Source organism: Paenibacillus naphthalenovorans, assembly GCF_001465255.1.
GTDB classification, from domain to species: Bacteria; Bacillota; Bacilli; order Paenibacillales; family NBRC-103111; genus Paenibacillus_G; species Paenibacillus_G naphthalenovorans.
In genome coordinates, this window is the sequence record NZ_CP013652.1 from 2,451,817 (window position 1) to 2,476,136 (window position 24,320).

Below are 24,320 nucleotides of genomic sequence, written 5' to 3' on the forward strand. Positions count from 1 at the left end.
AAAGGTCACCCGGTGCTTTGAATTATTTTGCAGAACCGCTAATCAAATTTTCCTTGTTCTGCATTTTGCTTTTCATCGAATCCGTAATTTCGACTCCCTGCGCCTTGGCTGCATCTTCATTTATAATCAGATCCAGCTTATCCGGATAGCTCACTTTCATATCCTGCGGCTTGGCTCCGTTTTTGAGGATCTCGACGGCCATTTGTCCAGCTTGGTAACCATGGTCGTAGTACTTAAATCCGTAGGTAGCCAAAGCACCTTTCTCTACCGTATCCCGGTCGCTGGAGAAGAACGGAATCTTCCTGTCGTTGGCAATCTTGATGATCGTTTCTACCCCGCTGACCACCGTGTTATCCAGTGTGATGTAGAACGCGTCGACGCGGCCCACAAGCGATTCGGCCGCTTGCTTTACTTCCGAGCTGTTGGCAACAGCTGCTTTGACGAGCTTGATGTTATGCTTGGCAAGCGCCTTTTCGGCCGTATTCACCATGAATTCGGAGTTGGGTTCTCCTTCATTGACGACGACCCCGACCGTTTTCACTTTAGGGAATTCCGCTGCAATAAAATCCATCAGCCTCGGTACGGCATCCGGATGCGTATCGGCCGCACCGGTCACATTCGCACCGGGCTTATCCAAGCTGGCCACCAGCTTTGCGCTGACCGGATCAGTAACCGCCGCGAACAGCACCGGCGTATCCTTCACGTTCTGCACCACCGCTTGTGCGGTCGGAGTAGCGATGGCGACAACGAGATCTTTCTTATCCGCTGCAAATTTTTGAGCAATGGTCAAATTCGCTGCAGCATCGCCTTGCGCATTCTGATAATCCACCTGCAGATTTTCTTTGTCAACGAAGCCGGCGTCCTTCAGCGCAGCCAGGAAGCCCTCGCGCGTAGCGTTAAGAGACGGATGCTCGACAATTTGGGCTATCCCGATTTTATACACCTTTTTATCTTGTGGATTGGAGGCGCTTCCCGCCGGATCAGATTCTGCGGGCTTTGAGCCGCATCCTGCTGCAGTCAAAACCAAAGGCACGGTTAGAAGCAACGATAAGAGCTTAGTGGATGTTTTCAATGATTATTAAACCCCCTAATATACCGCTATTATGCTTAAATCAATATTGTTTAATTTTATTATGGCTGTTCCAATTCGTCAATGAACAATTATACCTTGGTTCAATATCCCGAGTAACCATTAACAGTATAATGGATAAAATTCCAGATAACTATAGTATTTTTTTCCAAGCCATCCGACGATTAATCCCTAGACCAAAATCGTCATTTTCGTGCTGCTCCCGATTTATCCATACCTTTCTGAAATAGATAGCGCGCGCTTTCACATCAGCGATCTGCAGGCCACCCCGCTCATCGCACCTTACAGTCCTGCATCGCTTGCAACGGCTTCCAAGATCACCCAGCAGGATACGTTCAACCTGTGAAAAGCTGAAGGATCGCGCCCATGACAGCACCGACGGCTACAACGTACAAGGCGGGCAGCTTCCAAAAGACCAGCATGCCGAACAGCACCGCCACGACGGCAAAATCTTCATGACTCAGCACCGCAGTCGTCCAGATGGGATCGTACAGTGCAGCCAGCAATATGCCGACAACGGCAGCATTCATGCCGGCAAGCGCACCCTGCATTCGGGGATGCGTCCGCAAAACGTTCCAGAACGGCAGAGCGCCGACGATAAGCAGGAATGCGGGCAAAAAAATGGCGATCGTCGCGGCCACTCCACCCGTCAATCCTCCGGCTATGGTTCCCGCATAGGAAGCAAACGTAAACATAGGTCCCGGTATCGCTTGTGCGGCCCCGTATCCGGCAAGAAATTCCTCCTTGCTGATCCAGCCCAGCGGTACCATTTCACGCTCCAGCAGCGGCAGGACGACATGACCGCCGCCGAAAACAAGAGAGCCGGCCCTGTAAAAGCTGTCGAATATCGCCACTCCCAGATTGTCCGAAAGCTGCCGCAGGATCGGTAAACCCAACAGCAGAACGGCAAAGAGCATCAAACAAAACATTCCTGCAGTTCGGCTAACCGGGATCTGAAGGCGGTACGGTTCTGCCGTGTTACCGTCGCGGTACCGCCAGGCGCCGAGCAGAGCTGCGGCGGCAATCAGCAGCACTTGCGTCATCACCGTCTGCCAGAGCAGGCAGACGGCGGCAGTCACAATGGCCAAAGTGGCTCGTGGCCGATCAGGCGCCAGCTGACGGCCCATGCCCAGAACAGCGTGTGCCACGACCGCTACGGCCACCAGCTTCAGCCCGTGAATCCATCCGGCTTCGCCAAGCCCGAAGCCCTGCATGGCGTAAGCAAACACAACGAGGGCTATCACGGACGGAAGCGTAAACCCGAGCCAAGCGATCAAGCCTCCGAGCAGCCCGCCGCGAATCACGCCGATGCCGATGCCGACCTGACTGCTGGCTGGCCCGGGAAGAAATTGACCGAGCGCCACCAAATCGGCATACGCCCGTTCATCCAACCATTTTCGGCGAACGACATATTCTTCCCGAAAATAACCCAGATGCGCGATCGGCCCTCCGAAGGAAGTGATCCCCAGCTTGGCGGATATTCCCAGAATTTCAATGAGGGCAGCAGCCTTGGACTTGGGAAGGTCCGTTTTTACTTTCGTGTTGGCAGATGAAGACATACAATTAAGTTCTCCTTTGGACTTGATGGATGATCATCGTTTTTTTCATCGAAACAAAATTTGATAGGGGTGTTGCCAAGCCAAGTATAGCGCTTTACTCTACTCCCTCTGCCGTTTCAATCCGGGATCGCGGCAGTTTCGGCCCCGATTTCCCGCAAGCGGCAATAAGCATAGGCGATTTTTCAGAGATTCGCATCAGGCTTGCTGGCTCATACGGCAAATGAATCCCTCGCTTGATAAGCTGCACCGGCGCCGACACACTACAAGTATATTCCAGAAACAGAGCGTTGCAAATCGGAAAATTGGCAGACCTGCATACGTTCAGGTAAATGTCCAATGAAGCAAATCTAATTTTCACATGACGTCCCTGGTCGTTTCTTACAAAGAACAGCACCGCCGCCTGCAGCCTAAAAAAAGACCGTCCCTCTTTGCACGGGACAGTCTCATGGGTTTCGCTGAGCCATTGATCCTTTCGCCTTCACCGATGATGAAGAAACCGACCGGACAATCCTTGAGCCAGACCGTTCCCCCATCTATCTCTTAAGTCCGTTCCTTAACCAGATAAGCCAGCGCATTCAGTTCCCCGCCTGCGACAATCAACAGCGCGGAAATATAGAACCAGGAAAGCAGTACAATGACTCCCCCCAAGCTCCCGTACGTAGCGCTATAATGGCCGAAATGGTTCACATAATAAGAGAAGCCCCAGGACGTAAGCTGCCAGCCGACAGCAGCCATGATGGCTCCCGGAAGCACATCCTTGCAAGTAAGACACGTATTGGGAGCTATATAATAAACGGCGGTCAGCACCAGAAATAAAATGACAAAATGAATGACCCAGCGCAGCACATTCCACAGTTGGATCTGGCTCCAGGGCAGATGCAGGCGGGTATTCATCCATTCGCCGATGAGCTGGCCAAACACGCTGAGCAGAAGCGCCGAGGCTACAACCATCAGCATGCCCGCCGTCAGAGCGATGGCCAACATGCGCGAATGAATGAAGCTTTTGCGCGGAGGAAGGCCATAGGCTTTATTGACAGCGAGAACAATGGCGTGCATCGCCGCGCTTGCCGTGACAAGAGAGAAAATGAGACCGAAGGACAACACGCCTCCCCTCTTGAACTCCAGCACATCCTTTAGCTGTTCTTCGATCCCCGCCGCCGCCCCCGACGGAATATACTCTTTGATCAAAAGCAGCACGTCATGCGCGGTGATCGGCAAATATCCCAGAAGACTCATGATAAAAATGAGAAAAGGAAACAGGGAAAAAAGAAAATAATAGGCGCATTGGGCGGCCAGGCTCAGAACGTCATCCTGCACCAATTGATTCCAAAACTCCACGAGAAAATCCCGGACCTTCATGTGCTTTGCCCTCCTGTCTGACACCGCAAGCCGTTCCGTTCACACCTGTCAACCGGGCAGCAAAAAGACTGCGGCATATCACCGCCAAGAGTTTATCGGTAAGTTAACGCCTGTTTGCCCATCGTGACCCAGGTGTCGATAAACGTCTGTTTGTTTACTTTTTGGGCTTTCCGGCCGGTTAACGGATCGTTCACAAAGACATGACCGGGATTAAATCCGACGACGACGACGGCATGCAAATCAAGCGGAGTCCTGATTTCTTCCTGTCCATGCTTCCACGATTCCCATCGGTCGGGCAATTTATAGTCGCCGGTCGTCCATACAACCACCGGTTTGCCTTCCCTAAGCTTGGCGATCACATCGTCGAAAGAGCCGCCGGTTAAATTTACAGTACGATCGGGCAAATACTTCATCATCAGCGCTTCAAGCGGCTTTACATAAACGGCATATCCCTTTGTCCGGCCCGTTATATCTCCCACAAAACCATGCTCCGGATTGCCCCAATGGGTAATATCCCCGGATTTTGATTTCACTACCGGATCGTTATCTTTCGGCAATTCAGCCGCCAGCTTCATCTTGTCGGCTTGGATGCCCGCATGCCGCAGCAGCATGGTTAAGCTGGTCACTTCACAGCCGAATTTCAATTCCGGGTTTTGAGCAATGATCGGAACATCCAGCATCACTTCATCGGCGGAAGATTCCTGCCCCTGCTGTTTCGTTTCCGGATCGGAAGTTTGGTTGTTCTGTTGACTTTGAATGAGCGCTCCTCCATCGGGGGAAGGATTCGCATGGTTTGTACCGCCCGGATCTGAAGCCTGCTCTTTCGGCTGCTGCGCAGTACAAGCAGCGATCAATATCAAAAGGAGCAAACCTAAAATCTGCTTCATCAGGAAACCCTTCCTCCATCTTCATTTTTTTATAGGATAAGCAAAAAGGACCGGATTCATCCGATCCCTGATCCTGATATGAGGGTGGCAACAGTTCGCAATCGCTCTTTGGTTTGAGCCGCAAACCCAACCCAGAGCCCTCCTGCAGGCGTTGTCGTTTACTTGCCCAGCCATTCGATATGTTTGCCGATATGGGAGATGAGCGATTGCTCGTAAGCTTCTTCCTGCTCGCTGAGCGTCCGGTACAATTCGTCCTTAAACAAGGTGCCGCCCCGCTCATCCTTTGCCTGCAGCAAAATACCGTACGTAATATGGATCAATTGACGGGCATTGTCTTCATTCATATACGTATCGGCCAGATCAGCGTCAGACACTTGATCCAGCGGAACGATTTTGCTGATATCGGTCGTCACATGATAGTAGGCTGCCGCTTCTTCAAAATGCTCCAGCGCATACCGGTGCATACGGCGATAGAGGGAAGGCTTCACTTTGGCTGCGGTACGGACCGCTTCTAGCCAGTTGGTGCCCGCCGTCTTGACATGAAAACGGCCGCCGGTGTATTTTCCGATCATCGGGAACACGCTGAATTTGTCGCTGCCGGAGTGAATGCTCAGCTTGTAGCCGAAATCGTCCGCAATGCCGGCATGGATGGGCATTTCTTTTTCGAACTGTTCGATATCGCCGATGTAGTCGATCCCTTTTTGGAACTCGCCGCAAAAACGCGGCGCCAGACTGTAAATCGTCACTCCTCTGCCGTAAAGCTCCTTCGTAACGAAAAAATGAGATTCAGGCCCCGTCGGGGCGGCCGTCTCATCAATCGAAATTTCGAAGTCAACCTCGCTGTCAGCGTTTTTGATGTACGTGTTGTACACATGCTCCATAAAATCGATGGCCGCCCCATAAACCAGCACATTCTTGATCAGCGTTTCGCGGTCGAACGTGATGGAAATCCCCGCAACCCTGAACGTTTGTCCAAGATAAAGCGTTTCGTAATGACTGCGGACATCCGGCCGGAGCCCGGCATACTTGGCTTCCCGCCCGGCAGCGGACAAGTTTTCAATCGAATGATCGATCTTGTCGGAGCAGTCGAGTGTCAGCATGGTAAACCCGAGATCCAACGCCATCCGAATGTCTTCTTCTTTCTTCAAGTGGTCGCCGTCCGCTCCGAATCCGTCCTTGTACCCTTCCTGGAACACGGCATAACAGGCGGCATCCAGCACCTGCTTATAATCGCGTCCCGTCAGAGTCACCTCACGGATGCTTTGCTGCGCCAAAATCGGACGCACATCCTTTCCTTTGACGGCCTTGATGTGACCCGGAGAAGCGATCCCAAGCCGGTCGCCCAGTCCGAGGGTGGAGAATTGCGTGCCGAAAGCGCGCGGTTTCGTATAATCAAAGTAACGGTTCAAGACCAAACGGTTATCATGTGTGAGCGGACACAGCTTGGCTCCGTCCTCTATGATCCCCTGTAATTCGTCGAACAGCCGGCCTTTACCCACAGCAAGCAAATATTTCGTATGATCCGCCAGGTCTTTTACCATCACCAGCTTGGTAGAATCCGAGGCTTCCAATGATTGCGTATACACTTTGATATCGCCGCTCTTCGCCGGAACCGCATGACCTGCCGCCAGCGCTTCAGCGATCCGTACAAATTTACCCATATCAGAGCTCCTCCTTATTCCCCTTCTTCTTTTAGAGCATATCGCAAAAATAGTATATAATCTCATCTTTTTTTGCTTATTTTATTGATAACTATGCATATTTTGCTGTGAACAACCAGAGATGAGAAGGCTGACGAATCCCTGATAAAACGGTGACTAAACTTGTAACTCTATCTTCTGATAAGATATAATTGGTAATCATTGAGACTCGAATTTTGACGGATTTCGGGGGCGATTGTTATTCTTTATTTTGCCGCATTTCTCATGTCCTTTCTCTTGGTCTTTCTGCTTATTCCTCCGCTGCGAAAATTGGCTCTCCGCATCGATTTTGTGGACAAGCCCAAAGAAAATAGCGAACGAAAAATTCATAGAGAACCGATTCCTTTAACCGCGGGCTTGGCCATATTCGCCGGGATTCTCTCAACCTATCTGCTGTTCGTTCAGGATGACTGGAAACGCTCCTTAGCGCTTTTCGTCGGCTCGACGCTCATCCTTGCCATCGGCATGGTGGACGACTGGTACAAAACGCACGGCAAGGAGCTGGCCGCCTGGCCAAAGCTGATCGTCCAGCTCTCGGCGGCAGTCATCGTATATGCCTCGGGCGTCGTGTTCTATGGCTTCAACAATCCGTTCACTGGTCAAGATATTCTTCTTCCGGTATGGCTTCAGTTCTTCCTGACGGTCACATGGATATTTGGAGTGACAACCGTCATTAATTTTACCGACGGCATGGACGGTCTGGCGGGCGGATTATCGGCGATTGCCGCCGTGACGCTGTTTATCGTCGCCTTAACCAAAGGCCAGCAGGATTCCGCCGTCATGGCGATTATTCTCGTGGGCGCGGCCCTAGCCTATTTGCGGTATAACAAGCCTCCGGCCAAAGTGTTTATGGGCGATGCGGGCGCCACCCTGTTTGGTTTTCTTCTCGGAGTTATCGCGCTGGACGGAGCCTTCAAGCAGGCTACCGTACTGTCGCTCTTGATCCCGATACTGGCGCTCGGCGTGCCGATCTTCGACAACCTGTTCGTGGTCTTCAAGCGGCTCATGAACGGCAAGCCGATCTATCAGGCCGACGCCACCCAAGCGCACTACCGGCTGCTGCGCAGCGGGTTGAATCCGAAGCAGGTCGTGCTGTTCCTTTGCCTGATCAACGTATGCTTTGGATTAACCTCGATCATATTGCTGCTGTTGACCGTATAAGCCAATAACCCAAAAAAGACCCGAGCCCTATCCCGGATAGGAGCACGGGTCTTTTTGATGGATTTACTGCTGACCTGAAGGCGTTCGTCCCGTTTCACGGCATTAATCATGCTGTCTTACATGGCGGCGGAAGCCCCAACGAAGCAAGTACGGGACGATAAAAAGGATGAATAAGATACGGAACATCTGGTAGGCGACAACGATGGAAACATCGCCTTTTACCGCTGCCGCCGTTACGCCCATTTCGGTCATCCCGCCAGGCGAGGTGCTGAGAAAGGCGGTGACGAAGCTGATCGGCAGCACTTGACTATAGCCAAAGGAAAGCGCCAAGGACAGCAGGACGACGGCGAGTCCGCCTGCGAACGAATAAGGCAGCAGCAGCCGCCAGCCTGCCAGAGCGCTCAACCGGATTCCGAGGCCGAGATAGATGCCGAGACTCCACTGCGCCGCGAGAACCAGCGGTGTCGGCAGATGCGGAGGTGCCATGCCTGCCGCGGTCAGCGCCGCTGCGACAATGATCGGGCCGAGAAACCACGGTGTCGGCATCCTCAAGCGCACAGCGACCAGCGCCGCTGCGATAATGACAGCCACAATGACCGGCACCGACCAAAACGGAAAACCTGCCGCCAATACCTCCGCAGGCGGAGGAAGAACTCCCGCTCCGGGAGCTGTCGATTCGGCCAGACCATGCACGGCAAGGAACGGCACAACGAAGATCACCGTCAGCAGACGGATGGTCTGCATAAAGGAGACCACCGTATGATCCGCCCCTTCAATTTCTTCGCTGAGCACGACCATCTGCGACAAGCCCCCGGGAATACTGCCGATCATGCTGCTTTGGAGCGTAATGCCCGTTTGTCGGGCGGTAAACCAGGCACAAGCCAGGCTAAAACCGACAGTGATTACCGTGGCCAGCAGCATGGATGGCAGCTGACCGGCAATTTGACGTGCGCTTTCAGCGGTAAACGAAAGCCCCATGCTGTAGCCCAGCAGAAGCAATCCCGCGTTCCGTAACCCGACCGGCCACTTCAACTCCCTCTTCAGCAGTCCTTGCCACAGCATCACGGCCGTGAGCGGGCCCAGCATCCAGCTGAGCGGAACGTGGAGCAGCGTGAACAGCAGTCCTCCCACAAAGGTGACCGCCAGCGTTTCCGTCAGTTTCAACATGATGAAAACCTTCTTTCACTTAATGGAACATAAAGAAAACCCGTTCAATATCCTCTATATAAGAATAAACTGGATACGGGTTTTGTCAACGGCCGATTACCTCGAACCTCACAAGCTTCGATACCTATATCCTTTGCCCCCTTACGATTCGGCGACCGCCAATGCAGCGAATCATGGCAGAAACCTCGTGTCCGTACCTTCCATTTCTTGGTTACCCCGGACCGTCCGTCTCCGATGCTGAACGATGAATTGACAGAGTTGAGAATAAAGTAGGATTATTGGAAAAAAAGAATATAATATAGATAGGTCAAAAATCCAAATGAAGGGTGAATCCAATCATGTTAGATCCAAGAATAGAACGATTAGCGGATGTTTTGGTTAACTACTCGACCAAGGTTCAACCCGGAGAGAATGTTCTCGTTGAAGCCTTCGGCATCGAAAATCCGCTGGTTAAATCCATTGTCCAAAAGATACATAAAGCCGGAGGCCGGCCTTTTGTCAACCTGCGGGATCATCAAGTGACCAGGGAACTGCTGATGAACGCAACGGAAGAACAAATCAAAACATGGGCGGACTTCGACGCGTATCAAATGACCCGGATGCAGGCCTATATCGGTGTGCGCGGCGGAAACAACATTTATGAGCTATCGGATGTTCCCGACGAGAATATGAAGCTTTACAACAAATTCTACAACCATAACGTCCACTCCACGATTCGTGTGAAAAAAACGAAGTGGGTCGTGCTGCGCTACCCGACGCCGTCCATGTCCCAGCTGGCCTCCATGAGCACGGAAGCTTTCGAAAAGCTTTACTTTGACGTATGTACGATGGACTACTCCAAAATGAGCAAAGCAATGGATGCGCTGGTCGATTTGATGAATAAGACGGATAAAGTCCGGTTAATAGCTGATGGGACGGATCTGACCTTCTCGATTAAAGACATTCCCGCGATCAAGTGCGCAGGAGAGATGAACATCCCGGACGGCGAAGTCTTTACTGCTCCGGTCAGGGATTCCGTTAACGGAGTGATTTCTTATAATACCCCAAGCCCTTACAACGGCTTTGTATTTGAGAATGTAAAGCTGCGTTTTGAGAACGGCAAAATTATTGAAGCGACAGCGAATGATACAAAGCGGATTAATCAAATTTTCGATACGGATGACGGGGCGAGGTTTGTCGGAGAGTTCGCTATCGGCATCAATCCATTCATATTAAATCCGATGAAGGACATTCTGTTTGATGAAAAAATAGCCGGAAGCATTCACTTTACCCCTGGCCAAGCCTATGATGAAGCCGATAACGGCAACCGATCCTCGATCCACTGGGATTTGGTACTGATCCAAAGACCGGAGTATGGCGGAGGAGAGATTTACTTTGATGACCGGCTCATTCGCAAAGACGGGCTTTTTGTTATCCCGGAGCTGATCCCTTTAAATCCCGAAAATCTGAAATAAGCGGCTCAACCTTAATGCATGCGCAATGCGTCTTGAAGATTTCCCGGCGGAACATGGAATAATCTGGAAGCCCTGTCCGCCCCTCAAGGGTTATTCAACCCATAAGGGCATCTGACTATTTTCGTAGCGTCCAATCCCTGAATCTTTAACCCGCATATGATACAGAAGATCAAGCGGAAGGAGGATGTCATCGATGAGCTGCGTAAAAGGATTTGGATTTGGCGGCGGCTTCACTTCTACTGGTGTTATTCTTGTACTCTTTATTCTTCTTGTCATTGTTTCTACTGCATGGTTCATCTAAAATAACCGGACCATCGGCGCTTTGACATTTTTGCCCGATTCTTGATTCGGGAGGTGAATATGGTGAGCCACGCACTTGGTTTTGGCTGGCGTACGTCGACAGGTGTTATTCTGGTTCTCTTTATTCTTCTGGTTATCGTACTTCGTGCTTACTGGATCTAATGATTCTACGGAATCGTTAGAAAAGGAGTTCATAGAACTCCTTTCTTCTCACAACTTCAGAACACATCGTTAGAGGAAGGGCAGCCATACCTTTGAAATCTATAAATTCCAATTCAAACCCGGCTGCCCATGGCCTCGCCCCGCTCCCGGAAAGGGATACATACACTCATTGGATCGCTTCCCGAAACGGTTAGTATAAGGAAACGCAAATCGGCCCTGCTCGCAATAAAAGCGAGTCAGGGCCGATTTTTTTTAAATCCAGCTTTGAATCGAACGCTCATAGGAAAGCAGTTCTTCCGGTTTGAAAAAATGAGCGATTTCCCGTGCCGCACTCTCCGGAGAGTCGGAACCGTGAATGATATTATTTCCCGTTTGTACTGCAAAATCGCCTCGGATCGTTCCCGGGGCCGCATCCAACGGATTGGTCTTGCCCATCATCGTACGGGACAATTGAATGACATTGTGACCCTGCCATACCATCGCAAATACCGGACCGGACGTAATGAACTGCACGAGCTCGCCGAAGAACGGTCTTTCCTTGTGTTCAGCGTAATGGTACTCCGCCTGCTCCTTTGTGATTTGAATCAGCTTCGCTCCGATGAGCTGAAACCCTTTGTCCTCAAAGCGCTGCACGATCTTGCCGATTAATTGGCGCTGCACTCCGTCCGGCTTGATCATTAAGAACGTTTTTTCCATGCTGTTATACACTCCATCTCATTATGTTGTCATCAATTAAGTATATCATCTATTACATCAAGTTTCCATTGTTTACCGGTTATGCGCTTCGTTCCGGTATAAGACCCGTCTCCTCGTTTTTTTGAGCTTTACCCAAAGCCAACTGCGCCTGCGCTGCAGCGATACGGGCGAGAGGTACCCGGTAAGGGGAACAGCTGACATAGTCCAGTCCTACCGCATGACAGAAGAAGATCGATTGCTTGTCGCCGCCATGTTCGCCACAGATACTCGTTTTGAGCTGCGGCTTCACGGATTTGCCCTGTTCGACCGCCCACTCAATCAATCTTCCCACGCCATCCCGATCCAGCACCTGGAACGGATTGTCCGGCAGCAGATTCGATTCCACATAATGGGTAAGAAACTTGCCTTCCGCATCGTCGCGGCTGTAACCGAACGTCATTTGAGTCAAATCGTTCGTGCCAAAAGAGAAGAAATCCGCATGAGCCGCAATTTGTGCCGCCGTCACGGCAGCACGGGGCACCTCGATCATCGTGCCGATCCGGTAACGGAAGGTGCGCGCGGCATCGCCCAGTACCTCCTCGGCTTTGCGCTCGACCAGCTCGCGCATCCGCTTCAGTTCATTGGCATGGCCTACGAGCGGAATCATGATGTCGGGCCTGGCCTCCACCTGTTCATTCAGGCAGCTGAGCGCAGCGCGGAAAACAGCCTCCACCTGCATCTCGTAAATCTCAGGCAGCACCAGCCCTAGGCGGCAGCCCCGGGTTCCCAGCATCGGGTTCATCTCGTGAAGCGCTCTCACCTTGCGCAGCAGCTTGTCGAGCTGTTCTAGCTCCGCCGGATCCGCATCCGGCTGGTAGCGCAATCTCTCCTGCTGGACGATCAACTGCTCCAGGTTTGGCAAAAACTCATGAAGCGGCGGATCCAGCAGCCGGATCGTCACAGGAAGACCGCTCATCGCTTTAAAAATGCCCGCAAAATCCTCCTGCTGCATAGGCAGCAGCTGCGCCAACGCCTTACTCCGTTCCTCTTCCGTTTCAGCCAGAATCATCTCCTGTACGACGGGAACCCGCTCGGCGGACATAAACATATGCTCCGTCCGGCACAGGCCAATGCCTTCGGCACCGAAGCTTCGTGCTTTGGCCGCATCGTCCGGCGTATCCGCATTCGTGTAGATCTGCAGCTTCCGGATGGAGTCCGCCCAACCAAGCAGCTGCTGCAGCTCCGCAGTGATTACCGGCTCCCTCAGGCTGACGCCCCCCAGAATGACGCGTCCCGACGCACCGTCAATCGAGATGTCGTCGCCTTCCCGGACAATCCTCAGTTTACCGTCGACCTCAACGCTAAAGATACGATCCTCGATACGAATCGACTCGCAGCCGCAGACGCATGGCTTGCCCATTCCGCGCGCGACAACGGCTGCATGGCTCGTCATACCGCCTCGGCTTGTCAGCACGCCTTCGGCGGCCAGCACACCGTGAATATCTTCCGGCGTAGTTTCCGTACGGATCAGGATCACTTTACGGCCTTCCCGCGCCCAAGACTCCGCCGTATCGGCATCGAAGACAGCAGCGCCCGTTGCCGCACCCGGGGAAGCCGGTAATCCGACAGCAAGCACATCAAGCGGTTTGTCGGTATCAATCGCCCTGTGCAGCAGCTGATCCAGATGAAACGGCTCGATCCGCTCAATCGCTTCCCCCCGCTCCAGAATCCTTTCGTGCACGAGATCCACCGCAATCTTGACAGCTGCCTGCGCAGTCCGTTTACCATCCCGCGTTTGCAGCAGATACAGCTTTCCTCGCTCGACGGTAAATTCAATGTCCTGCATATCCTTGTAGTGCAGCTCCAGCGCTTCCGCGGTACTCAGCAGTTGGTCAAACACTTCCGGCATGTCATTCTTCAGTTCGGCTATCGGTACCGGAGTCCGAACACCGGCGACAACATCTTCCCCCTGCGCGTTCATCAAGTATTCGCCGTACAGCGACTTCTCCCCGGTGGACGGATTGCGGGTGAACACTACGCCCGTACCGCAATCGCTTCCCATATTGCCGAAAACCATCGACTGAATATTTACAGCCGTGCCCTGCTCATCCGGGATATGGTGCACCTTGCGGTACACCTTCGCACGAGCATTGTTCCACGAACGGAAAACAGCTTCCACCGCCAGCTCCAGCTGTTCCTCCACCTTCTGCGGGAACGGGCGTCCCGTTTCTTTGAGTACGACCGCTTTGTATTCTTCAATTAACCGCATCCAGCCCTCAGCACTCACCTGGCTGTCATATTCAGCGCCGGTTTGCTGCTTCAGACGATGAAGCAGGCCTTCAAAATGATAGGACTCCAGATCAAATACGACGTTGCCGAACATTTGAATCAACCGCCGGTAGCAATCATAAGCGAAACGCGGGTTACCGGTTAAAGCCGCAAGCCCCCGGACGGTTTCGTCATTCATGCCCAGGTTTAGGATCGTATCCATCATGCCGGGCATCGAGGTGACCGAACCGGACCGTACGGATACCAGCAGCGGATTCTGCGGGTCGCCGAATCGCTGGCCTTTCGCCGACTCTAACTGTTTCAACGCTTGCGCTACCTCGTCCATAAGCCCCTTGGGAAGCTGTCCGCCTGCGGCATAATACGCTCGGCACACTTCGGTAGTAATTGTAAATCCGGGGGGCACCGGCAATCCGACCTTGGTCATTTCCGCCAGATTGGCTCCTTTGCCGCCGAGCCATTGCTTCATACCGGCATGACCCGCTTCGAACGGAACTACACTTCGCATAATAAATACCCTCCTATGGTGGAATAATCGGGAATATGATTATTAAATAAAACATAACATACGTCTTAAATTTTGTAAATAGTATGTAATATTAAAAAATTAATACGTATTTAATGTGAAAAAAGCTTCAACATTTCATTAAACAAAGAAGGCATCGACGCTCCCCATCGAGCGTGATGCCTTCTTTGTTTATCCTGTTCCTATCCTGTTCCATAGATCAATTCCGTCCCGCCGCTTCCTCCGCCGTCTCCGCGTGTTGAGTATCCCGCAGCGATATTCGGGCACCCAACGATCTGAAGCTGCCGATGACATCTTCGTAGCCGCGCTCCACATGCTCCACCCCGGTAATGCGCGTACAGCCCTCGGCGGTTAGTCCGGCCAAAATCAGGGACGTTCCCGCCCGTACGTCCGTAGCATGCACCCAATTGCCGGCAAGCGGACGGCCTCCGCGGATAAAAGCACTTTCTCCACGCACCTCAATCTCCGCCCCCATCCTCCGCAGCTGCGGTACATGGTTAAACCTGTTGGGATATACTTTTTCCGTGATGATGCTTTTGCCCCTGGCCTGTGTCAGCAGCGCGGTCATCGGCTGCTGCAGGTCCGTCGCAAAGCCCGGATACATGGAAGTCCGGATACGCGTTGCCTTAATGGCATCGGTTCCGTACGCCGTAATGCCCGATTCGGTGCATTCCACCGTCAATCCCGCTTCAATGAGCTTGGAGATGCAGGAACCCAGATGCTCGGGAATGACATCGGTCACCGTAACGCGCCCTCTTGTTATGCCCGCCGCCATCAAAAAAGCGCCGGCCACAAGCCGATCCGGAATCACGGTATGGTATCCTCCGTTTAAATACGGAACCCCTTCAATCCGTATCCGGTCCGTTCCGGCACCGTAAATTTTGGCCCCGAGCCCGTTCAGGAATGCGGCCGTATCGACAACCTCCGGATCGACGGCCGCATGGTACAAGTTCGTTCTGCCGTGGGCCCGAACGGCTGCCAGCATGCTGTTGATTGTCGCACCGGATGTTACCGTATCAAAGTAAATGTCGGCGCCTTGGAGCCTTCCTGCTTCCACCACATAATAATCCTCATGAAATATAACCTTGGCGCCCAGCGCCTGAAATGCTTTGATATGCTGGTCAATCGGCCTGGAGGAGAAATCGTCCCCTCCGGGAAAACCAACGGTGACCCTCCCGAACTTAGCGAGCAGCGCACCGGCAAAATAATACGAGGCACGGAACGAAGACGCTTTGCCCGGGTCAATGATCGCGCTGTGAATATAGCGGGGATCGATAACCATGCTGCCGTCCGGCATGCGCTGCAGCCTCAGCCCGATATCATCCCCGATACGGGCGATTACTTTAACGTCGTAAATATCAGGAATTCCCTCCAGTATTACTTGACCATCCGCTAAACAGGCGGCGGCAAGCAGGGCAAGAGAGCTGTTCTTGGAGCCGGGTATCGATATGGAGCCTTGAAGCGGCCCTGCAGGTTCAACTTGAATAAATCTCATTCACGTAACCCTACTTTCCACATGTGCACGCACGCTATTTCGAATCCCACTCCAATACGTAACCGCTGCCGCGTACAGCACTAATCAGAAACGTGTCTTTGCCGTACTTTTTGCGAATCCGGTACACGAGCGCATTCAGTTCATCCATGCTGACATCGGGTACACCGTCCGTTCCCGACAGACGTTCAGGCCACACGCTTCGCTTGATCTGCTCTATCGGCACCAGCCGATTAGCCTCCTCATAAAGAAGCTTCAGGAACAAATACTCTTTCTCAGACATCGACAGCCGTTTGCCGTCCACCACACATTCCCTTTTTTCCCAATGGATCACCGGTTCGCCATCCGGTTCGTCCCCATGCTGGGTTAAGCTGAGCGGCTCGAATTCCAACGTCTGATCGGCGAATATATATGAAAAATGAAGTACCGTCATTCCTCTAGCAAGCTTGATGATGTCCGTCGATTGCAGCGGATAAGGCTGATGCGGCTCCACCTTGACTCCATTAATTTCAGTGCCGTGCCGGCTGCCCAAATCATATAGTACGGCCTTGCCGCCTTCCTGCCGAATCAACAGGTGCTTGCGCGAAATAAAGGCGTTCGTGAACGCAAAATCCGGCGAATACGTTTTGGACGCTCTGCCCAGCACCGTATCGGCAGCCGACAGATTGAGGCACGTTCCGGATCGATAAGGTTCCCCGCGAATCACATAAAGACAGGCGAAAGTTTCCAGTTTCTTTCCCTCCGTATGCTGTTTTGCGGCCCTTTGTCTCTTGTGGACAAGCGAGTATGAATTCCATACCATCATAACGTATTCCGAAACGAATGAAAATATCTGTTCGGTGACGAGTCAGTTATTTTTCAGTAACAATTCAAGATCGGCTGCGCAAAACAACCCATTAAGTTCTTTATCGTCAAAACACATCGGCCCCATTAGTCCCGATTTTTGGCCGGCCTCGGCGCGTCGTGGTACCCCCGCTCTCCGTAGGGCTGCAGCTGTTCCATCCATTTGGCTTCCAAAACGGCAAGCTCATGGCGAACATCTTGATAACCGTCCTTGCGCTGCTTCAACCGTTCGAGCACCTCGAATTGAAATTCCGCTTTCCCGACTTCATTGTAGTCATGCTGCATGGCTTTGCTGCGGAACATGCCCATGTTCAGCTCGAATTGATGGCGCTTTGCGATCGCGTCCAGGTCCGGACTGCTGCCGATCCACATCTTTCCATTCCTGCGGTTCGTGATACGGTACACTCCCATCGGGCGCTCTGTCTCCATATAGGCTGCAACCAGTTCTTTGCGTTTTTCCCTGTTCATGCTTTTCTTCCCCTTTTCTTGCGATTCATCGTCTTTGACCGGTTCAACCCAATAGGAGCTGCCGTCATCCAACCGCTCCATGAATCCATAATCCACCATATACCGCCGCAGTGACGCATAATCCGGGTAGGCCTGCTCCAGAATGCGGTTCACCTCCGGCTCGGTATACCGTTTGCCCGGTTGAAACCTGCGCTGCAGCAACCTTGCTATGTCCACGCGCCGGCTCTCTTTTTTCGGCCAGCTCCGCAGCGGGCCTTCGAGCCCATCGGGAAAATAGCGCAGCAGTTCCGCATCGTCCTCATCGCTGTTGATCTGATATTTAGTTTATTTATAGTCAAACAAACATCAATTTCGTTTGGCCATTCTCATTTTGTGAAATCTAATCTGCGTATCGTGTCGCTATCTGTATCCGGCAGCGCATGATATAATAAACCTATTTCTAGCATTCAACGAAAACGCAGCCGTTCGGGAGTGTTTATTATGCGCCTGTCCATCCGCCTGTTCACAGCTTTGATGGGGTTGCTGCTCATTTTGCCGATTCCATCTTCGGAGTTCACTCGTCCAGACCCTTCCTCTTCCGTTGCGCCTGTAAGTGTGGAGCCGCCGCAATTGGAATGGACGGAGGAGGATCAGCTCAAGCCCCCGAATATTATTTTTGTTCTGAGCGAAACCTTCTGGGATGCAACCCGGATGACGAATCTGACGTTCAGCCGGGATCCGATTCCTTTTTTTCGCGCGCTGCAGAAGCGGTTCACCCACGGCACCATGCTGTCACCCATGTTCGGCGGCGGGACGGCAAATGTGGAGCTTGAGGTGTTAACCGGGCATTCCATGCGCTTTTTTCCGGAGAACTCCATCCCATACGAATCCGTTATTAAGCATCCGACCGCTTCACTGGCCAGCATCCTGTCGGAACAAGGCTATACGGCTACGGCCATCAGTCCTTTTTACGGATGGTTCTTCAACAGCATCGAAGTGTATAAGCAGCTTGGTTTTTCCCAATTGATCAGCCTGGAATATTTTAACCCCAATGAGTATGTCGGACCATATATCGGCGATTATGCGGTAACAAGGCGCATTATTGAGGAAACCGCCGAAAGTCCGGGCCCCGATTTCATCTTTGCCAGTACGATGGAAAACCATTACCAATACTATCCCGGAAAATTCAAAAAGAATACGATCGATATTAAAGGAAACGGGGTATCGCCGGAAGCGATCGGTATTGCGGAGACCTACGCTCAAGGCTTGACGGCCGCGGATAAAATGCTTCAGGAGCTGGTCAGTCACTTTGGACAGGTCAAAGAACCGACGATTCTCGTGTTCTTCGGAGACCATTTGCCGTCTTTGGAGAAATATTTTGTCTATAAGGAAGCCGGGTATATCAGCGGCGAGGACGATCCGGACTTTCTGGAGAAAATGTACCATGTCCCCGTTCTCATCTGGAACAATTATTTGCCGGAGGAGCAGAAGGATTCCTTGCATATGAGCCCTTCATTCCTCGGTCCTTATGTGCTTCAATTAGCCAAAAGGCCGGGCAGTAGCTATACCGATTATTTAGGCGAGCTGTCCCGGCGTATGCCGATTCTCCCTCCGCCCAGCCATTATGAAGCGATGAATATCGATACCGGACTGGTAAAGGAGTACGAGGCGCGGCAGCATGCCATTCTGGAAGCGGAGAAGCAGGCGGGAGGGGAGCGCAGCGGATTCGTGCTTGGATACGGGGAACCGGCAATTGAGGAGGTAACACCGGGGAAAATAAAGCTTGGGGATAAGACGCGGATGACCGTCCGGGGCGGAAGATTCGGCATCGGCAGCACCGTTTTTGTAAATGGGGAGAAGCTGCAGACCTATTGGCTCAGCGAATCGTCGCTCAGTGTCAAGCTCACGAAAGAGCTGGTTAAAAAACCGGGTCTGCTGGAGATACAGGTTAAGGTCATAGACTCGAAAAACAATATCCTGAATGAATCCAAACCGGTTTATGTCACGGTGGATTAACAGAAAACCAAATGATTCATGCAGCAGCAGTATAAAAACCCCATCCTCGTTCCGGTGCGGACGAGGATGGGGTTTGTTGAAGCTTGTCGATCCCTGCGCTTGCCCGGGAAATGAGGTTTGCTTCAAAGGCTTATGCCCGAACGGAAGCAGAAATAAACAGGCTGCCGATCCTCTCCTGAGCATCCATCGGCTGCCGACGCCGGGCTCCCATCAGCAGCTTATTCCTCCCGGTGCCACAGCTTCTGAAGCTCCTCATTGGTCTCCAGCAACTCTTCCAGGCGGCCGGCGGCGTCTACCCTGCCCTGCTTCAGCACGATGATCCGGTCCGCACGCATGAGAGCGGCCTTGCGGTGAGAGATCACCAGGCACGCCGCCCCCTGGCGCTGCTCCTCCAAGCGCTCCCACAGCTTCCATTCCGTATCGACGTCCAGCGCGCTGGACAAATCGTCGAAGACGAGAAGCTCCGCATCGCGCACAAACATGCGGGCCGCCGCCGTTCGCTGCGCCTGGCCGCCGGACAGCTTCACGCCGCGCGGACCGATAACGGTAGAAAGTCCCTGGGGCAATCTCTCCAGATCCTCCTCCAGCACCGCGGACCGGATCGCCCGGCGAAGCCGCTCCCCTTCCGGACGTATGCCGAGCAAAATGTTGTTCTCCAGCGTGTCACTGTACAGACGGGGAATTTGCGGCGTATAGGCGCTGCGCGGAGGAACGAAGAATTCACTTGGTTCCGTCACAGGCTCGCCGTTCCAGAGAATTTCTCCCGCCTGCTTGGGCAGCAGCCCTAACAGCGTCCGGACCAGCGTCGTTTTGCCCGAGCCCACGCGACCGGTAATGACAGTAAAGGACCCGCGCTCCAGACGGAGGCCGATGCCTTCAATCCCCCGCCCTGTCTCCGGATACCTGTACGTCAGACCGTGAACTTCCAGCACATCGAGACGGTCTTTCTTGGTCCGAACCGGCTCCTCCGGCTCCGGCAGCTCTCCGCGGAGATACAGCGGATGATGCTCCGTCAACCGCTGCGGGTCGGCTCCCTGCAGCAGCGCCAGCAGCCTGTCTTTGGCTACCTCGCTGACTTTAAAATACGTCATGAATTTACCGAAATTCTGGATGAATTGCGTCACGAAAGTCAGGTAATAGACGAATAAAGCAAAATCACCGACGGTAAAGCCGCCGCCCCGCATTTTTTCCGCAGCCAGCAAAAGAATCAGCCCCGTACCCAAATTCACGGCGTTGGAGAAGACCGAATCCAGGGAGGCGGTAAACAGCTGGTCTTTCAGCATGGCTTCCCGCCGCTGGGCATTGAGCCGTTTAAAGCGTCCGATCACACGATCTTCCGCACCCGCAACCTGAACGGATTGCACCGTGCTGAACATCTCGCTGATCGCCCCGGTAACCCGGCTGGTCGCTTCCCGGCTGGCGGCGCGATACTTCTGCAGCATGGCCGTAGACAGCTGCGCCACCGTTACGACGATAATCAGCGGCAGAAATACCCACAATGTCATTTGTGCATCGATCCGGATGAGAATAAAACAGGAAACGGCGGCAAATAACATCATCCCCAGCGCATCCGCCGACCAGCTGACGGTTTCCTCCACTTGCTCGACGTCATCCCGAAACGTGCTGATCGCTTCTCCCGACGATCCCGGAATAGCTCGCGCTCCAGGCTCTTTGAGCACATGCTTCAGCAAGTTTCGGCGCAACAGACCGCCGAGCCGAAAACGGAAGTGAACGTCGGTCATGAAGCCGAAAAGAATAAACCCGACCCTGGCCAGCGCGGATAAAAGAAGAAATGCGATCAGCGCCCCAATCCCGAAGCTGTACAGCGCATGTCCAGTCAGCATATCAAAAAACTGCTTCATAATCAGACCCGGTACGATCGGCGCCAAATAAATCAACGACCACGCCAAGGCATTCCATAAAAACAAGCCTTTGCGGTACCGGGTAAGCTTCCACAAGAAGGAGAGCGTCGTCATGCCAGCATCTCCTCCATTCCCAACTGCAGCATTCGGCTGTAACGGGAATGAGGGTCAGCAGCCAGCCTTACCCGTTCCCCTTGCTCTGCAACACGCCCATTATCCAGTATCAGAATCCGGTCGGCTCTTTGAACCGTCGTTAGCCGATGCGCAATGATAATGCAGGTGCGGCCGAGAAGCAGACGGTTCATCGCTTGTTCGATCCGCTGTTCGGTTGCCGGATCCAGCCTTGACGAAGCTTCGTCAAGAATAACAAGACCCGGATCGCGTAAAAACACCCTGGCGAACGACAGCAGTTGAGCCTCTCCGGCCGACAAGCCTCCTCCCCCGGACTCCAGCATGGTATCCAGGCCGTGAGGCAGCGAGCGAAGCCATGATGCCAAGCCCAGCTCCCGGAGCACCTGTTCGATTCTCCCGTCGTTCACCGATTCATCATAGAACGTCAAATTATCGCGTACCGTCCCTTGAAAAATCTCGATATTTTGCGTCACCATCCCGACACGGTCCCGCAGCTCATGAAGCTTGGTCTCCCGAATATCAATCCCCCCGATCGCAATCCGTCCTTGCCCCGGATCGTAAAAGCGCAGCAGCAGCCGGGCCAGCGTGGTTTTGCCGCTGCCTGTTCTGCCCAGAAGCCCTAACACCTGACCCTGCTCGAGGCGGAAGCTCACATCCTCCAGCGTTGCGGTCTCCGCATCGTATCCGAATCCGACACGGTCGAATTCAACGGATAGCGGCCCTTCCGGCAGAGCGGCGCCCCTGCCGTCTTGAATCAGTGATTGCGTCTGCAGCAGTTCGCGTATGCGTACAATGCTGGCATCGGCTTTTTGCAGGTCCTCCATTTGCGTCCGAATCTGCTCAATCGGTTTGGCCATCAGCTCGGTATAGTAAAAAATCATATACACCGTTCCGATCGTAATCGAGCCCTGGCGCCACAAATAATAGCTGATGCCCAACGCTACCGCGTTTCCGATCGTAAACACAAGCAGCGTCGTAATCCACATAGAAGCCCAGCCGAGATACGCCCGAATACGGATCGGCAGCCATTCGCGCAGCAGAAGATGAAAACGATGCATCACATACCCTGTCGCTCCGCTGGCGCGCGTGTCCTCCGTACCTTCCAGATGCTCACTAAGGAAACCGTAAAATGAGGCGCTCATCTGCCTGAGCTTCCCCCAGTGGGGCACTGCAAATTTACGGATATACTGGATAGCGGCAATGGCAAAAACCACAAAAAAAAGCATCCCCGTGCCGATCAGCCAGCCTTCCCGGAACAGCAGCACCAGCATGCCTGCAACCAGCACGACATTGCTTACCAGCATGATCACGAAATTGGAGAAAAAATTGGACAAATTGTTGATATCCCCATCTACCCGCTCAATGATGGCTCCGGAGGTTTGCGACTTGTGAAACGACATATCCAGCTTCAAACAGTGCGCCGCCACGGCCTCGCGCAATTGGTTCGTTGCAATCCAACCAACGTTGGCCCCCACATAGGACGCCCCAACCGCCACGGCTTGCTGCACCAAGGTAACGCCAATAAATAACACGGCGGCAAAGACCAGCGGCCTGCTGCTCTCCTGCCATTGCGCCGTATCGATAAAGTAGCGGATGATTTGCGGATTGACGAGCTGCATCACGATGCCGCTTAACAGCAGCACCGCAAGAACGGCCATGCTTTTCATCTGCGGTTTCAGATACTGGCGCAGCAAGCCGGCATATTCTCTGGCCGGAATTTTAGGAATCACCTTTTTCATACTCTCCCGCAGCCCCCTTTGCGTAAAAACATTGCAGCCTGCCGACGAGCCTAATCCACGACAGATCGTAAGGAAAAAATAAAAAGCCGCCGCGTCAATGGAGCGGAAGCTTACAGAATACAGAGTACACGATATAGTAAATGATATCCACTTTTGGGACTTCTCAGCCTTAACCGGTCAACTGCTTGCGCATGCGCACGTGCCATATGCCCGCGTCAAGAAAAGGTTCGGGAGAGATCGTTTCATAGCCCAGCTTGCGGTAAAATGGCTCTGCCTGTGTCTGTGCATCCAGGATGACCGCAGGCACACCTTGCGACCGGATATCCTCCTCCATCGCCTGGATGAGCAGGCGGCCGATCCCCCGACCGCGATAAGGAGCAAGCACCGCGATCCGCTGGAGCTTCGCCGTCCGGGAGTCATACATCCGCCAGCGTGCAGTCCCGACCGGCTTCTCGCCGTCCGCCGCGAGAAAATGCCGGCACGCCGACCATGAGACGTCGAACTCATCCATTTCAAGGTCAGGCGGAACCTGCTGCTCTTGTACAAAAACGTTCATGCGAACGGAAAAGCAGTCATTCAGCTGCTCCTCCGTATGTACGGGTATAATGTTCAGATTCAAGCCGAAACCTCCCGGGTCTATGAAAGCGTCCAAACTTCACCCGGACGCAAAGCTTTGCCGGTAATCCCTTTTGACGTGAGGCTGTCGGCGAACGCTTGCGCATTCTGCCTGATCGGCGGGAACGTATTGAAATGCAGCGGCACGACGGTCTTGGCCTTCAGCCATTCTGCAGCAAGAGCCGCATCCTGAGGTCCCATCGTAAACACGTCGCCGATCGGCAGAAACGCCACATCAATTTGGTTGCGCTCGCCAATGAGCTTCATGTCGGAGAACAGTGAGGTATCCCCGCTGTGAAGAAGCGTCAAACCGTTCCACCGGATGATAAAGCCGCCCGGCATGCCTCCATAGATGATCTTCTTCTCTTCTTCGAGCACGATGCCGGAGCTGTGAAAAGCCTGGATCATCTCGATCTCCGCATAGCCCAGAGAGGTACGGCCGCCAATGTTCATAGCAAACGTCTTCGCTCCCTGCCAGCTCATATACGTTGCCAGCTCGAAGGTGGCAACGACGGTGGCATCATTGTTTTTTGCGATCGGCACGGTATCCAGAATATGGTCCGGATGTGCGTGGGTAAGCAGGATGTGCTCCACTTTGATATCCTCCGGCTTGGTAGCTGCCAAAGGATTGCCGGAAATAAACGGATCAATGATCAGAGAGTGTCCTTCGTGACTGAGCTGCACGCAAGAATGCCCATGATAGCGAATTTCCATAATGGTTACTCCTCCTTGGTATGGGAATCGGGTTCCTTTAGGACAAGCATCGTATGTACATTGTAACAAAGAACCCGCCATAAACTCAAAAAAAGAAAAACGTCCGCAAGATCATCGGACGGTTCATGGGTGCG

The 24,320-nt window shown here is 53.0% G+C and carries 20 protein-coding genes; 5 read left to right on the plus strand and 15 right to left on the minus strand.

Going from position 1 to position 24,320, the window contains the following annotated elements:
• Positions 1-22 precede the first annotated feature (22 nt).
• The 5 genes from IJ22_RS12260 to IJ22_RS12285 form a co-directional block, all read right to left on the minus strand.
• Positions 23-1,072, minus strand: coding sequence for an ABC transporter substrate-binding protein (locus IJ22_RS12260; protein WP_062409006.1), 1,050 nt, complete (start codon positions 1,070-1,072; stop codon positions 23-25).
• A 353-nt stretch (positions 1,073-1,425) separates the two neighbouring features.
• Positions 1,426-2,649 carry a chromate efflux transporter gene (gene chrA / locus IJ22_RS12265; RefSeq protein WP_062409007.1) on the minus strand — a complete coding sequence of 408 codons (1,224 nt, stop codon included), beginning with the start codon at positions 2,647-2,649 and terminating at the stop codon, positions 1,426-1,428.
• A 540-nt stretch (positions 2,650-3,189) separates the two neighbouring features.
• Positions 3,190-4,008, minus strand: coding sequence for a YihY/virulence factor BrkB family protein (locus tag IJ22_RS12275; protein WP_062409009.1), 819 nt, complete (start codon positions 4,006-4,008; stop codon positions 3,190-3,192).
• Positions 4,009-4,100: 92 nt separating this feature from the next.
• A complete protein-coding gene (locus IJ22_RS12280; RefSeq protein WP_062409010.1) occupies positions 4,101-4,895 on the minus strand; it encodes a C39 family peptidase in 795 nt (264 codons plus the stop codon).
• A gap of 158 nt (positions 4,896-5,053) precedes the next feature.
• Entirely contained in the window at positions 5,054-6,556 is a 1,503-nt protein-coding gene (locus tag IJ22_RS12285; RefSeq protein WP_062409011.1) for a tagaturonate epimerase family protein, read from the minus strand.
• Between the two features lie 264 nt (positions 6,557-6,820).
• On the opposite strand from IJ22_RS12285, the gene IJ22_RS12290 reads away from it, so the two are divergent.
• Positions 6,821-7,756: an MraY family glycosyltransferase gene (locus tag IJ22_RS12290; protein WP_054818820.1), complete on the plus strand. Its 936-nt coding sequence runs from the start codon at positions 6,821-6,823 to the stop codon at positions 7,754-7,756.
• Positions 7,757-7,858: 102 nt separating this feature from the next.
• Here IJ22_RS12290 and IJ22_RS12295 read toward each other — a convergent pair whose 3' ends face one another.
• A complete protein-coding gene (locus IJ22_RS12295) occupies positions 7,859-8,923 on the minus strand; it encodes an AbrB family transcriptional regulator (protein WP_054818819.1) in 1,065 nt (354 codons plus the stop codon).
• Between the two features lie 338 nt (positions 8,924-9,261).
• Here IJ22_RS12295 and IJ22_RS12300 point away from each other — a divergent pair, with 338 nt between their 5' ends.
• The 3 genes from IJ22_RS12300 to IJ22_RS26060 all read left to right on the plus strand — a co-directional run bounded on the left by IJ22_RS12300 (position 9,262) and on the right by IJ22_RS26060 (position 10,839).
• Entirely contained in the window at positions 9,262-10,377 is a 1,116-nt protein-coding gene (locus IJ22_RS12300; RefSeq protein ID WP_062409012.1) for an aminopeptidase, read from the plus strand.
• Between the two features lie 193 nt (positions 10,378-10,570).
• Positions 10,571-10,678 (plus strand): sporulation protein YjcZ, encoded by a 108-nt coding sequence (locus IJ22_RS25760; RefSeq protein WP_082660782.1) that lies wholly within the window; start codon positions 10,571-10,573, stop codon positions 10,676-10,678.
• A 59-nt stretch (positions 10,679-10,737) separates the two neighbouring features.
• Positions 10,738-10,839, plus strand: a complete 102-nt coding sequence (locus tag IJ22_RS26060; RefSeq protein WP_137670296.1) for a sporulation protein YjcZ — start codon at positions 10,738-10,740, stop codon at positions 10,837-10,839.
• Positions 10,840-11,091: 252 nt separating this feature from the next.
• Here the strand turns inward: IJ22_RS26060 and ndk are convergent, their stop codons facing one another.
• The 5 genes from ndk to IJ22_RS12325 form a co-directional block, all read right to left on the minus strand.
• The gene (gene ndk, locus IJ22_RS12305; protein WP_062409013.1) at positions 11,092-11,535 is read right to left on the minus strand and encodes a nucleoside-diphosphate kinase; all 444 of its coding nucleotides are present in this window, start codon (positions 11,533-11,535) and stop codon (positions 11,092-11,094) included.
• A gap of 79 nt (positions 11,536-11,614) precedes the next feature.
• Positions 11,615-14,308 carry a pyruvate, phosphate dikinase gene (ppdK, locus tag IJ22_RS12310; RefSeq protein WP_062409014.1) on the minus strand — a complete coding sequence of 898 codons (2,694 nt, stop codon included), beginning with the start codon at positions 14,306-14,308 and terminating at the stop codon, positions 11,615-11,617.
• A 217-nt stretch (positions 14,309-14,525) separates the two neighbouring features.
• Positions 14,526-15,821 (minus strand): UDP-N-acetylglucosamine 1-carboxyvinyltransferase, encoded by a 1,296-nt coding sequence (murA, locus tag IJ22_RS12315; protein WP_062409015.1) that lies wholly within the window; start codon positions 15,819-15,821, stop codon positions 14,526-14,528.
• Between the two features lie 34 nt (positions 15,822-15,855).
• The gene (locus IJ22_RS12320) at positions 15,856-16,623 is read right to left on the minus strand and encodes an FHA domain-containing protein (protein ID WP_235594314.1); all 768 of its coding nucleotides are present in this window, start codon (positions 16,621-16,623) and stop codon (positions 15,856-15,858) included.
• Positions 16,624-16,748: 125 nt separating this feature from the next.
• Positions 16,749-17,441, minus strand: a complete 693-nt coding sequence (locus IJ22_RS12325) for a DUF2087 domain-containing protein (protein ID WP_082660783.1) — start codon at positions 17,439-17,441, stop codon at positions 16,749-16,751.
• A gap of 168 nt (positions 17,442-17,609) precedes the next feature.
• On the opposite strand from IJ22_RS12325, the gene IJ22_RS12330 reads away from it, so the two are divergent.
• Positions 17,610-19,124 (plus strand): LTA synthase family protein, encoded by a 1,515-nt coding sequence (locus tag IJ22_RS12330; RefSeq protein WP_062409017.1) that lies wholly within the window; start codon positions 17,610-17,612, stop codon positions 19,122-19,124.
• A 218-nt stretch (positions 19,125-19,342) separates the two neighbouring features.
• On the opposite strand, the gene IJ22_RS12335 is transcribed toward IJ22_RS12330, so the two are convergent.
• The 4 genes from IJ22_RS12335 to IJ22_RS12350 form a co-directional block, all read right to left on the minus strand.
• Complete coding sequence (locus tag IJ22_RS12335; protein ID WP_062409018.1) at positions 19,343-21,100, minus strand: ABC transporter ATP-binding protein; 1,758 nt, start codon at positions 21,098-21,100, stop codon at positions 19,343-19,345.
• Positions 21,097-22,857 carry an ABC transporter ATP-binding protein gene (locus IJ22_RS12340; protein ID WP_054817938.1) on the minus strand — a complete coding sequence of 587 codons (1,761 nt, stop codon included), beginning with the start codon at positions 22,855-22,857 and terminating at the stop codon, positions 21,097-21,099. The genes IJ22_RS12335 and IJ22_RS12340 overlap by 4 nt, the downstream gene beginning before the upstream one ends.
• 169 nt (positions 22,858-23,026) lie before the next feature.
• Complete coding sequence (locus tag IJ22_RS12345) at positions 23,027-23,476, minus strand: GNAT family N-acetyltransferase (RefSeq protein WP_054817937.1); 450 nt, start codon at positions 23,474-23,476, stop codon at positions 23,027-23,029.
• Between the two features lie 17 nt (positions 23,477-23,493).
• Positions 23,494-24,186, minus strand: a complete 693-nt coding sequence (locus IJ22_RS12350; RefSeq protein WP_062409019.1) for a metal-dependent hydrolase — start codon at positions 24,184-24,186, stop codon at positions 23,494-23,496.
• Between the last annotated feature and the right edge of the window lie 134 nt (positions 24,187-24,320).